We start from the raw sequence: 12,649 nt of genomic DNA, 5'->3' as shown, positions 1-12,649 counted from the left end.
TTCGTGCAAGCCTCAGATGAGTTTCCCTCATTTCTGGGGCTTTTTTCATGTCCGAAATCCGGCCTGGGACTGCTTTTTGACCTTGAAAATTAATCCGAGAACATTGATTTCTATAGTGATTAGAACTATAATATATGATATTATCAAGGATATTTTCATGGCCGTTCCAGAGCACATCCGCAAGGTTCCGAGACCGCGCAATACCGTTGTCATCGACAGCGGCAGCAATGGCGCCAAGCGCTATGCGGTTCACAGTCGTCGGGCTTCCATATGCAAGCCCGGCTGCAACCCGCGCCCGGTGAACGGGCCGGTCATTGGGCACATCATTGACGGCAAGTTTGTGCCTCGCCAGTCCGCGGCGAGTCTTGCAGAAGACGGTCCCGACTATCTCTCTTACGGGGCCGCGGCACTGCTTCACGACGAACTTCGAGGGCTCGACGATGAGCTCTTCAAGGTCTACGAAGTCAAGGACGCCTGCATGATTCTTGCGCTCGCCTTGCTCCGCATTGAGCACAAGGGCATCAAGATCTCCCGATGCCGTCAGCATTACGAAAAGTCCTTCATCTCGGTTTTCTACCCCGGACTGCCTCTCTCTGAGAACACCATCAGCAAGTTCCTGAACCTGCTCGGCCAGGACGCCGGCAAGATGAATGCCTTCATCACTGCCCGGCTCGCCGCCGTCTGCAGGGATCACCACATCATCATTGATGGAACGCTCAAGCAGAACACAAGCATCGTCAATGATTTGTCTGCCTTCTCAAGAAAGGCTCGCGTCAAGGGCTGCAAAGAGATTTCCGTCCTCTACGCCTATGACCTTGAAGCACAGGAACCCTTGTGCGCACAGGTCTATCCGGGCAATATGATCGACGCCCGCGCCTACAGCTCATTCGTTTCGGAAAACAAAATCGAACGAGGCGTCCTGATCACGGACAAGGGATTCCCTCCCAAGGCAATTGAAGGCCTGCTCCGAAAGCATGAAGGGCTTCATTTCCTCACGCCGCTGAAGCGCTCGGACAAGAAGATTGCAGAGAACGCCATGCTCGATTTCGAGGATTGTCTGCGCGGCATTGATAAGCGCATCCGCTGCAAAAAGGTAAAGATGGGAAACGGGCGCTTCCTCTACTCCTTCAGGGATTCGTGGAAGGCTCAGGCGGAAGACAACTCCTTCATGGACCGCCAGCGCAGGAGCGATTCATACGACAAGAAGAACTACGATGAGCATTGCGGTTCGTATGGAACAATCGTCTTTGAGTCGGATCTCGACATGACGTGCGCTGAGGTCTACGCATGCTACGAACAGCGCTGGCAGCTTGAGATGTTCTTCGATGTTTACAAGAACAGCCTTGATTTCGGCGTAACCCGGGTCCAGTCCGACTACTCCGTCCGCGGATCCGAATTCGTAGACCTCATTGCCTCCATCCTGACATCCCGCATTGTGAAGCGCATGTCGAAGGCAGGAGTACTCGACAATGCAACATTCGGGGATGTCATGGACTCGCTCAGAACGTGCTGGCGCAATCGCAAGGCGCCGCGGGAGAGCCTGCCGCAGGTTGATGACGAATACTGGAATCGTCTGCTGAAGTGCGATGGAGAGTTGCTGGCGGCTTTGGAGCTCGCCTTGCCCGGCAAAGACAAAGCGCCGGATCCGAAAAAAACGCGGCCGGCCGCGCAAAAAACCGGAACAGACGAAGGCACAGGAAGTAAACCCCCAGCCGAAACGCAAGCCGGGGCGCCCCAGAGTTCGGCCGATCATCTATGGGCCTCCTCGCCCAAGAGGTCGCCCTCGAAAGGAACGCTCTTCCGGCTCACTATAGTGGGAAGAATTGAGGTTCTTTTAATTGAGCGAAATGTCATCCAGAAAATTAATTTCCGGAAAAAAGGTCTTCAGCCGCGTGATCCCCGTCATGAAGAAAAACCTGAGGCAGCCTTCGTTGGATTTCAAAACTTGAAAAAAGGCGTTTATGGAGGCGCGAATGCGGTCAAAAAGCGCCGGATCGTCAAGCGACGCCGTGAGCGGCGCGTCATATTCGTCAATCAGAATGACGAGTGAGGATGGCGGCAGCGAGGAAAGCCAGTCTGAAATCTGGCCCATGAAGAGACCGCCCTTTTCTGCATAAACGAAGCCCGCCTGACGAAACTTCCTCAGGAGCTGATCGTGGAATTTGCTGACAAAATCTTCCTCTGTAGAACAGTATTTAATTTCAGAAAAATCAAGTCGAATAACTTTATATGCTTTGTCTGGCCAAAGATTTTCAATGGCAAGGCCTTTGAAATCCCGGATGCCGAACTGAAATAAAGCCGAAAAAGTCGAGACGAGAAGCGACTTTCCGAAACGACGAGGCCTAGCAATAAATACCTTACTTGAATCACGGCAGAGGTCGAAAACCATCCGCGTCTTATCAATATAAATAGAGCCGTCGTGCCGCAAGGCAATGAAATCGGATCTTCCCAGCGGAAGCGGCTGTCGCAAGCGTTCTGTCATTTCAAAAAGCTCTCAATCCCCTGCTCTCGGCAAAGACTGCGGCGCCGGCTCCATTCAGGCTGAAGTATCCAGCGGCATCACATTCAATTCCCGCCTCTGCGCTCAGCAAGTGGACGGGAACAATGCCCGCAGGCTCACTTCAAATTTGTTTCTCATCATGCCTCTGCGATATTAGCCTTCGGAGGCGTCCCTTGAAGCGGCAAGCTGCCTTCACCGCGGCAAGCCCGCAGATTTCTTGAGTTTGCACAAATGCTTTCGTTTTCGCGTCGCCCCGTCCCTTGACCCGTCGTCTCATTGCGCTATCTTTTCGACTCTTCCCGCGCATGAGGAGCCCTGCCTCTTCAGAAGCGCCTGAGGCTTACACAACCCAACGCCTGTCTATCAAGAAGGATTGCTGATGCGATACGATTTTGACCGCGTGATTGACCGCAGAACGATCGACTCCGCCAAGTGGACTGCCTATCCGAAGGACGTGCTTCCCCTCTGGGTTGCGGATTCGGACTTCCAGTGTCCCCAGCCCGTTATCGATGCCGTTATGAAAATCGCCGAAACCGGCGTCTACGGCTACCCGAACGGTCATGCCGGGATTGTTGAGAATGCGACCGTTTCCTGGTGCGCCCGGCATTACGGCCTTGAGGTGCTCCCGAGCGAAGTCCAGTACTGCCCGTCGATGTGCTTCGGTCTTGCGGTAGCCATCCGCGCCTTCACGAAGCCGGGCGGCAAGGTTCTCATGCAGGTTCCGGCCTACCCGCCCTTCATCGAACTCACGAAGTCGAACGGCCGCATTCCCTCGATGAATGCGTTAAAGCTCGTCGAAGGACGCTTTGAAATCGACTTTGAGGACTTTGAGCGCCGCGCAGCCGACCCTGAATGCACGCTTTTCCTGCTCTGCAGCCCCCACAATCCGACGGGACGCGTTTTCTCGAAGGAAGAGCTCGAGCGCATCGTTTCGATCTGCTGCCGCCACAATGTGGTGATCCTCGCGGACGAAGTTCACTCAGGCTTTGTCTTTAAGGGCGAGCACACGACGCTTCTCACGCTCTCCGAAGCTGCGCGCAGCATTACGGTCTACGGCAACAGCCCGTCGAAGACCTTCAATACGGCAGGGCTCCGAGCCGCCGTTCTCATCAGCAAGAATCCCGCGCTCGCCGCCCGCGTCAAGGCGGAACTCACAGCGAGCCAGACCGACCGCAGCGCCTTCTCGCAGGCGGGCTTCGCCGCCGCCTGGACCCAATGCGACGACTATGCCGAACAGGTTCGCGCCTACGTGAAGGAAAATCTCGCCTTCGCGCACGACTTCTTTGAAAAGCGGATCCCGTCGATCAAGAGCTACATGCCGGAAGCGAGCTACCTGATGTGGCTCGACTGCTCGGCGCTCGGCTTCAATACCCAGGCCGATCTCACCCGCTTCTTCCTCGAGGAAGCAAAAGTTGCGATGAATCCCGGAGAATCCTTCGGACCAGGCGGCAAGAACCACATGAGGCTCAACACCGCCTGCCCGCGCTCGATTCTTGAGGAGGCGCTCTCGCGGATTGAAGCTGCGGCAGAAAAGCGCATGGCTGAGCTGGCTACGAAATAACGCTGCGCTTAGTAACTGCGAATCTGCGGCGAGCCTCTGAATATCTAAAACCGCCAGGACACTTGCCGCAGGAGAGCCAGGATCGCAACAGACGCTCTCCACTAAAACCGTCAGTCAGATTGATTCTGTCTGACGGTTTCTTTCAATTCTTCCCACTACTGCCGTAGCACTTTTCTTCCTCTGCAAACCAGCACTGATGAATCTTTATAGAGTCTCACCGTCACTACTCAGCGGAAATGAGTAGGGGTTTATCATCTACTGCCGCCTGGCTCTAGACTCAAACACTTGAAAATTCAGGAAAGACATTAAAGCGTCTACAAGGTTAGAGGTTTTCATGATTGATAATAGATTTCATTATCAATCTCAGATGTCTGGGAACATCAAAGCGAGCACATCATGTCCGCCACCCTCTGCCGGTCTTCCGTTCTCCCTTTCCGGCTGGCTGCAATCGCATCCATCATTTTGACTTCCGCATCCGCGATCGCTGCTGAAAGCGCTGATGCTCAAAAAACTGCAACGAGCACTCAGCCCGTCGTTGTTACTGCCACGCGCACCGCGCAGCCCCTCAACCAGGCGGCAAGCTCCATCAGCGTTCTGACGCAGAAAGATGCCGAGGAGATTCAGCCGATTACGTTCGCGGAGCTTCTACTCGACATCCCCAACGTCGACATGGATGCCTTCAATTCGGTGATGAACAACCATATCTCGATCCGCGGTTCCGGCGACCATCAGATCACATTCCTCATCGACGGCATGCGTCAGGACAACCAGTCGTCCGGCGGCAATCGACCCACCGGCATCTTCATTGATTCTGAACTTCTGAAGCAGATTGAAGTCAAGCGCGGCGGCGGCAGTGCGCTTTACGGCAACGGCGGCATTGGAGGAACGATTGCTGTTGAAACGAAAGACGCCGCAGATTTCCTCAGGGATTCCGACAAGGACTTCGGCGCCACACTCAAAGCCGGCTACGTCTCGGACAACCTTGAATGGCAGAAGAGCGCCTACATCTACGGCCGCACGGAACTTTGGGATGTGGTTGCCGGCGTAACCCGCAGAGACTCCGGTGCAGCAACGAGCTCTGAAACGGGACACCGCAGCACGGCGAATGTCGATAACGATTCAACGTCGGTCTTTGCCAAAGCGACGCTTTCGCCTCTCCCGGAACATCTTCTTCAGCTCGCGTATTTCTACGACATTGCGCATAACGACAGGCTTTTCCAGAGCGGCGGCTTCGACAAGTATCGTTACGAGCAACACCGCGTAAGCGGTAAGTGGGAGTTTGAAAAGAACGACTGGATCAACCTCAAAACTGCACTTCAGTTTGCTCAGTCCGAATTCCTTTTTGATAATGAAATTGTTGATCTCTCAAAGGACAAATTCAATTCCTTTAGCGGGAACATGCAGAACACGAGCTACTTCTCGGCGTTCGGGTCTCATGAACTCACATTTGGCGGCGATTTTTCCAAGACGTCTCAGAACGGCAAGCAAATGTCCCTCTCCGGCTGGGTGCCTGACGGTACTCGCCCTGATTCCGACGGCTTCGACGGCGGTCTCTTTATTGAAGACCAGTATGCCTTCAATGACTATCTTTCCATCGTCCCGGTACTGCGCTGGAGCTACTTCAAGCGCGAGTCGAATAATTCCCATCCATCCTTATCTGACTCCAAAGTCACGCCTGGCGTAACGCTTCGCCTGACACCAATGGACTCGCTTCTCTTCTGGGGATCCGTCAACACGGGCTATCGTCCGCCGATTCTCGATGAAATGTATTACGCAGCGGTATATCCGATGTGGGGCATCACAACTGCGATTGTCGTTCCTAATCCTGACCTGAAACCTGAAAAATCAGTCAACTATGAAGTTGGAGCCAGCGCGTTATTTGCCGACCTCGCCGCTGAAGGAGATGAGCTGAGCGTCAAGGCTGCAGCCTTCTATGACGACATCAAGGACTACATTACAGTCAATTCCGAACCTCTTGCCGGGGATCCTTCCACTTTAGTCCATCAACCCGTCAACTATGGGCACGTCGTCAATAAGGGCTTCGAACTGAGCGGCAGCTATGCTCTCGGCAACTTCCGCGCAAACGCTTCCTACGGATATCTCCATTCCGAGGACAAGGAAACCGGCGAGCGCATTAAATCCAATACACCTCAGTCTGCAAATCTTCGCCTCAGCTACAAATTCAATGAATTCTCTCTCGAACCCTGGTATCGCGTCCATTGGGCAAAGGGCGGGGAATTTATGGATCAATATGGCAAATACCAAGCGGACAATTACGCCACGCACGACATCGGCGTGACGTGGACGCCGCCAAGGACAGGCTTCGTCAGACTCCAGGCAGGTCTCGCCGTCACGAACGTCACGAACGAGAAATACTCTGCTTTCTCAGGACAGTCTTATACGTCATGGGGCTTCGCCCGAGGCTTCAGAGCCTGGCTCTCGGCCCAGTTCTGATCCATTGAAACACAGAACGCCTCTCTCGCGTTCGCAACCCGGACCGACCGCCGTCATTTGATGCACCGGCCTTCAGCAGCTCCAGACTCCGACAGCTGAAGGCGCGATCGGTTCTCCTCTCTCGGATGCCCCATGCAAAGAAGCAGCCTCGCCCGGCTCCTCGGGCAATATCTCTTTTCCCGCGATCGGCTGAAGCTCTGGCTCCTCTTCGGCATCGTGCTCGGCGCATACGTCGTCAACATTCGGCTGGCGATCCTCTACAACGACTGGAACGGCCGGTTCTTCGACGCCCTTCAGAAGGTCGACCAGGAAGGGATCTACCGGGAGCTCTTCTACTTCATCGGCCTCGCGGCAGCCATCATCGTTCTCCTCGTCTGGGCGGGATACCTCAAGGACCGGCTGATACTCGCGCTTCGCCGCGACGTAACGGAGATTTTCTTTGCCCGGTGGCTCTCCCCCCGAAGCGCGCATTACCTGCTCCGGGAAAGCGGAAAGGAGCCCGACAACCCGGACCAGCGAATCACAGAGGACGTCCGCTCGATGACGAGCCTTGCCGTCAACCTCTTCATCAGCCTCTTCGATTCCGTCCTCACAATCGGAAGCTTCTCCCTCATTCTCTGGAACCTTTCGGGTTCCATTACGCTCTTCGGAATCACGATCCCCGGATACATGTTTTGGGTGTGCCTCATCTATACCGCCGTCGCCACATTCTTCACGCACCTGATCGGCAGGAAGCTCAAGAGCTTCAACATGGAAGCGCAGCACATGGAGGCCAATCTCCGCTCGGCCCTGATGGAAAAGCGGCGCAACGGCGCGGCCATCGCCGGGTCTCACGCTGAAGCGGCTGAAGAACGGGGCTTGAGGGATCGGTTTTCCGACCTCCTTCAGGTGCTGATCGCGCTCATCAAAAAGCAGCGCGACCTCGACCTCTTCACGGTCGGCATTGGTCAGTTCACGCATCTGGCGCCCATTTTCTTTTCGCTTCCGTCCTTCTTCTCAGGCGCTATACAGCTGGGCGGCGTCATGCAGATTCGCGGCGCCTTCAATGACGTTGCGAGGTCGCTCTCCTGGATCATCTTTGCCTATGACGATCTGGCGAAGCTTTCCGCCGCCTACGAACGCCTTCGCCGTCTGGAACAGGGCATTACGGATGCAGATGAGGCGGCTGAAAAACTCGCCTCCGCTCGCAAGCAGCTCCCCGACGGGTCGCCGGACGTTCTGAAAGCCGACATCGTTCTCAACATTCCCAGCGGCAGCAAGGATCAATGCCGCGCGCTTCCTGTAAATCTGTCCCTCAGACAGGGAACGCTCGCCTTTGCGACCGGCCCCTCCGGCATTGGAAAGTCGACGCTCCTCAAGGTGCTCGCCGGCTTCTCCGGAAGCTTTACCGGAGAGATTGCGACCCGCGGCACGATCGTCTGGATTCCTCAGAAGCCTTATCTCATGAAGGGGACGTTGAGGAGCGCCCTCGCCTATCCGCGCGATCCGTCATCACTCTCAGACAAGGAGGCAAAAGAGCTCCTGTCGCTCGCGCGCCTCGACCACCTTGCCGACCAGCTCGAGCGCCATGCCGACTGGGCGAACGCGCTTTCAGGGGGCGAACAGCAGCGCATCGTTCTTCTGCGGGCCGTTAGTCTGAAGCCCGACATTCTCCTAATGGATGAAATGACGAGCGGGCTCGACGACGCATCGGCAGAACGCATGCTCGACCTCATGAAGAAGCTCCTCCCGAGAACCGCCATTCTGCTTGTGACCCATCAATCCGCACTCTTTCACAAGGCTGATCAGATTCTCCGCCTCGCCTGATCGACCACCAAAGGAACAACCATGTCCAACTCCTTTATTCCCTTCCCTCAGTACGAAAACGCCGTTTTCTGCGGCGACAAGGCCGCGGAGATTCTCGGCGCTCTCAGGATTTATTCCCGCGCACTCATTGGGGGAGAAGTTCCTTCCATGGAGCTTCTCCATCCGGCGGAAAAACCGCTCGAATGCATCAGCTGTCTTCTCAACAATCCCGAAGGGATACTCAAGACGGCGCTTCGCCGCATGAATGCGGACTATGTTCTTCTGGAAGAGAACGGCAAAAAAGACTTCAATCCTGCGGTGCTCAGGGAAAAAATCGAATCCTTCGGCGTCTCCGTCAAGGTGCTCGACGTGAAGGGCGACGCAGACGAAGTGCTCCGCAGAGCCGGGAAGCTCTATGGTGCGGAAAGGCAGGCCGAGCGCGTGATCCGGGACCGGAAGGAACGAATGGAGAGGCTTCTCGAACTCAGGATCCCCAAGGGCCGTCGGGTCGTCGTGCTTCTCGGAATCCGGAATCCCATCCGGCATGAGAGCTACGTCTTCCGCGTGGCTGCGCACAGCGACCTCTCACAGCTTCTTCGAGGTCAATTCGAAGTCATGAACCTCTTTGAATCCACGCCTGAAAAGGACCTGATTGCGGGCATTCAGGATCTGGGGAGCGTTGAGGAGCTTTTTGACCTCGACCCCGATCTCATCTGCCTCACCGGAGACGCGCTTGCCGGCACGACGGCGCTGCAGAAGACGCTAAAAGCCGGCGCCAAACCCTGCCGGGCCATTACGGAAGGCCGCATCGCGGCGCTTCCCTACTACTGTGATGCGCTTTCCTGGAGAGCTCCCTTCATTCTTGAGGAATGGTCGGAAGCGCTTATGTGGTAACGGATTGCCGCGCTCGTTCTCTTTTGAGCGCGGCTTCAGCGAAAAACAGAGTGCGCTCGTCAAGGCGCACTCCGCAGAGAGATCCAGAAGGATTACTTGAGTGTCTTCAGCCACGCATCCGCCGACTGCCCGGCAATGCGGCCGAAGGTGACGATGTCGGCCTGAGCGTTGCCGCCAAGGCGGTTGCCGCCATGAACGCCGCCCGTGACTTCGCCGGCAGCAAAGAGACCCGGGATGGCCTTACCTTCCGTGTTGAGCACTTCAGCCTTGGTGTCGATCTTGAGGCCGCCCATCGTGTGGTGAACAGCCGGCTGGACCTTGACGGCAAAGAACGGCGCCTGAGTGAGGGGCTGCAGGAGCTCGGGGCGGCCGAACTGGCTGTCCTTGCCCGCTGCCTGATCCTTTGCGTACTGCGCCATCGTGGCCTTAAGATTCGCGGCAGGCACGTTCATGGCGCGGGCGAGGTCCGCCACGGTATTGCCTTCGACCGTGAGGCCGAGCTTCTTGTAGGAATCCATCAGCTTCGCGGTCTTTCGCGTTGCATCATCCCAGACCACCCAGGCAAATTTGCCCGGCTGCTCGAGCTCCTTGGCGGAAACGGCGTCGCGGGTTAGAAGCTCATTCGTGAAGCGCTTCCCGTCGGCATTCACGAGAATCGCGCCGTCGCCGCGAACGCTCTCAGAAATCAGCGTGCCGTTGGGCGCAGCGGTCGGGTGCGCCTGGATCTCTTTCATGTCGACCGTCGCCGCACCGATTTTCTCGGCCAGAAGAATGCCGTCGCCCGTGGCACCCGGGTGATTAGTCGTTGCGTAGCCCTTGAGCTTCGACTGGTATTTGACGAGGAGATCCTGGTTGGCGCCGAAGCCGCCAGTGGCGATCACGACGGCCTTCGTGTCGATCGTATAGGTCTTCCCGTCCTTCGTGCTCACCTTGACGCCGGCAACAGCGCCCGACTTGTCGGTGAGGAGCTCGACCACTCGGTTCTGCGTCCTCATCTCAATCTTGCGGTCCTTGGCGGCCTTGTAGAGGACGCGGATCACTTCCGGACCGATGGCGGAACCATCCGTCGGACGATGGGCGCGCGGGTACTTGGCGCCGCCCGAGCGGCCGACAGCACCCAGGTCAGCGCCGAGAGACTCAAGCCACGCGACCGAGTCCTTCGCGTGCGTCGTCATCGTGCGAAGGAGCTCCGGGTCGTTCAGATTGTGGCCGCCCTTCATCGTGTCTTTGTAGAACTGATCGATCGTATCGGGAATCCCGAGCTTCTTCTGAAGCGGCGTTTCCGCAGCGTTGATGCCGCCCTCCGCACGCACGGTGTTGCCGCCGATCATCGGCATCTTTTCCAACACAACGACGGTGCGGCCAAGGTCGGAAAGCGTCACGGCAGCCGAAAGGCCGGCGCCGCCTGCGCCGATCACGACGGCGTCGGGACCAGCCGCATAGGCGGCAGCAAAAGCGGTTGAGAGAACTGCGGCGAGGACCGTCTTCTTCATTCTTTTTTCTCCTTTTTGAAACTTTCTTTTCGCCCGAGAGAGCGCAAAGCAGTTGAAAGTCTGCCGAAGAGAGAGAATCCGCGCTTTGAAAGTTTTTCAAGTCACTTTTAATGGCCGCTCAATGTCATGCCTCTCGGGAGGTATTTGGCGCCTTCCGCGCTCAGAGCGAATTCGAGAAACGCTTCCGCGTCGGGCCTCATCGGGCGGCTTGCCGGCGCGAGAAATGCCATCGGTCTTGCCGCCCATGCGTCAGAGAGTCCGGTCAGGGCAAGATCCGTCATGCCTTCTGCAACGGCGGAATAGGGAGCTATAGCTAGAAGCCCGCCCGAGCGAACGACTTCCACAAGAATCGTAAAGCTCGGCACTTCAACGACGGGTTCATACCGGCAGCCGATCAAGAGAGCGCGCTCCCGCATGGCCGCCGTCATTGGCGCCGATTCGAGAAGCGACGCGTACGGATAGCGAAGCGTCTCTGCAAAGGAAATCGTCTTTTTCCGCAATCCCCGCAGCAGTTCGTGATCCTTCCTTGAGATGAGCACATGGCGATCGTCGACATACGGGAAAAGCCTGACGCCCGATTCGGCAGCCTGACCCTCATCCGCTGCCGCGGCGCCTCCCGCAAGACCAAGGTCCGCCTCTCCCGTCTGGACGGCTTCGGTAATGGCGGAACTTCTCCTTGCGACGAATTCGATTCTTGTCTCCGGGTGTTTTGCAAGAAACGGTCCCGTAAGGCGGCAGAGGAAATTCTCAAGTCCGGTGCTGTTGGATAAAATCCGCAAAGGCTTCTCTTCCCGTCGCGCATAAGGAGCGAAATCTTCTTCGAGGCTCGCAGCCGCCTCAAGCACGCGTCTTGCGGCTTTGACGAGCACGAGCGCGGCAGGCGTCTGCACGAGGCCCTTACCGGATCGCTCAAAAAGCAGCGTTCCCGCCTCCTCTTCGAGGCGCTTCAGCCTGACGCTCAGTGCCGACACGGTGAGATGCACCTCTTCGGCCGCCCGCGAGAGGCTCCCGGCGCGCGCGAGCGCAAGGAGCATTCGTAGATCAACAAGGTCGTAATGCATGGACATCGGGTTTCCAGCGGCAAAACTCAAGGCTAACGCATCGAAGGCACGCTCAGGCGACGCTTCAGCGTTTGCTTAAGGAGACGGCCAACGGGTCAAATGCGATTGATTCTCATATTTACTAAAATACTACGCTCCTCAAGCCCTCAGGCATTCGCCTGAATGCTCATTTTCAGCCCGGAGCTCCCGGACCATATTTCTCAATCATCAAAAAAATGAAGACTTTCAACCGTTTTTCTCTTGCGCTTCTTGCAAGCTCTCTTCTGCTTCTCACCGGCTGCGCCACCAACACGAGCGAACTTGCGCTTGACACTTCCTCAGTTTCGAGTGTTGCGAATCCTCAATCCCAGACCACGGTCTATGTCCGCAGTTCCGCCGACAAGCGTCATTTTGAAGAAGCGCCGCGCACGCCCGACATTCCGTCCGTCATGTGCGATACCGCCGAAGAACAGGATCACGCGATCGGCCGCAAGCGCAACGGCTTCGGCAAGGCGCTCGGCAAACTCATTCTCCCGCCTGAGCAGTCCGTGACCGGCCTCACTCAGAGCGCCATTGAAGCTGCCTTCAAGGAAAACGGCGTTAAAGTCGTCACCAAAGACGAAGTCACAGCCGACACCAAGGTCATTGACGTCGATGTGAACAAATTCTGGGCGTGGGTGGAAATGGGTTTCTGGCAGATCACGCTCTCGAGCAACATGAGCGCCGGCGTCAGGGTGAATGATGCGGAAGATCCGGCCTTCACGGTCGAAGGCTCTTATCACGAAGGCTTCCAGGGCGCTTTTGAATCAAACTGGCTCACGGTTCTCAATACCGCATACCAAAACTTCTGTCTGGATGCCAAGGAGAAAGTCAAGGCGTTTCTCGGCAAATAAGGAAAGGCCTGCCTCACTGAGGCACGCTT

General features: G+C 56.5%; 8 protein-coding genes and 1 pseudogene. 6 read left to right on the top strand and 3 right to left on the bottom strand.

Annotated elements, in window-relative coordinates; all coding sequences use genetic code 11:
- Positions 1-16 precede the first annotated feature (16 nt).
- A pseudogene (locus FG381_RS12895) lies at positions 17-1,354 on the top strand (transposase); the annotation flags it as partial.
- A gap of 480 nt (positions 1,355-1,834) precedes the next feature.
- Here FG381_RS12895 and FG381_RS12890 read toward each other — a convergent pair.
- A complete protein-coding gene (locus FG381_RS12890; RefSeq protein ID WP_139687027.1) occupies positions 1,835-2,482 on the bottom strand; it encodes an AAA family ATPase in 648 nt (215 codons plus the stop codon).
- 397 nt (positions 2,483-2,879) lie between these two features.
- On the opposite strand from FG381_RS12890, the gene FG381_RS00495 reads away from it, so the two are divergent.
- From FG381_RS00495 to FG381_RS00480, 4 genes are all read left to right on the top strand, one after another.
- On the top strand, positions 2,880-4,061 hold the full coding sequence (locus tag FG381_RS00495) for a MalY/PatB family protein (protein ID WP_139687026.1): 1,182 nt from the start codon (positions 2,880-2,882) through the stop codon (positions 4,059-4,061).
- Positions 4,062-4,457: 396 nt separating this feature from the next.
- Positions 4,458-6,515, top strand: a complete 2,058-nt coding sequence (locus FG381_RS00490; RefSeq protein ID WP_139687025.1) for a TonB-dependent receptor domain-containing protein — start codon at positions 4,458-4,460, stop codon at positions 6,513-6,515.
- A gap of 132 nt (positions 6,516-6,647) precedes the next feature.
- Positions 6,648-8,321: an ABC transporter ATP-binding protein/permease gene (locus FG381_RS00485; RefSeq protein WP_139687024.1), complete on the top strand. Its 1,674-nt coding sequence runs from the start codon at positions 6,648-6,650 to the stop codon at positions 8,319-8,321.
- Positions 8,322-8,342: 21 nt separating this feature from the next.
- A complete protein-coding gene (locus tag FG381_RS00480) occupies positions 8,343-9,194 on the top strand; it encodes a substrate-binding domain-containing protein (RefSeq protein WP_139687023.1) in 852 nt (283 codons plus the stop codon).
- A gap of 92 nt (positions 9,195-9,286) precedes the next feature.
- Here the strand turns inward: FG381_RS00480 and FG381_RS00475 are convergent, their stop codons facing one another.
- Both FG381_RS00475 and FG381_RS00470 read right to left on the bottom strand, forming a co-directional pair.
- The gene (locus FG381_RS00475; RefSeq protein WP_139687022.1) at positions 9,287-10,687 is read right to left on the bottom strand and encodes a flavocytochrome c; all 1,401 of its coding nucleotides are present in this window, start codon (positions 10,685-10,687) and stop codon (positions 9,287-9,289) included.
- A gap of 107 nt (positions 10,688-10,794) precedes the next feature.
- On the bottom strand, positions 10,795-11,754 hold the full coding sequence (locus tag FG381_RS00470) for a LysR family transcriptional regulator (RefSeq protein WP_139687021.1): 960 nt from the start codon (positions 11,752-11,754) through the stop codon (positions 10,795-10,797).
- Positions 11,755-11,963: 209 nt separating this feature from the next.
- Between FG381_RS00470 and FG381_RS00465 the strand changes: the two genes are divergently transcribed.
- Entirely contained in the window at positions 11,964-12,620 is a 657-nt protein-coding gene (locus FG381_RS00465; protein WP_139687020.1) for a YajG family lipoprotein, read from the top strand.
- Positions 12,621-12,649 lie beyond the last annotated feature (29 nt).

This window comes from Sutterella faecalis (assembly GCF_006337085.1).
GTDB classification, from domain to species: Bacteria; Pseudomonadota; Gammaproteobacteria; order Burkholderiales; family Burkholderiaceae_F; genus Sutterella; species Sutterella faecalis.
Note: the sequence above shows the minus strand (reverse complement) of the source record. Positions and strands in the feature narration are given on the sequence as shown.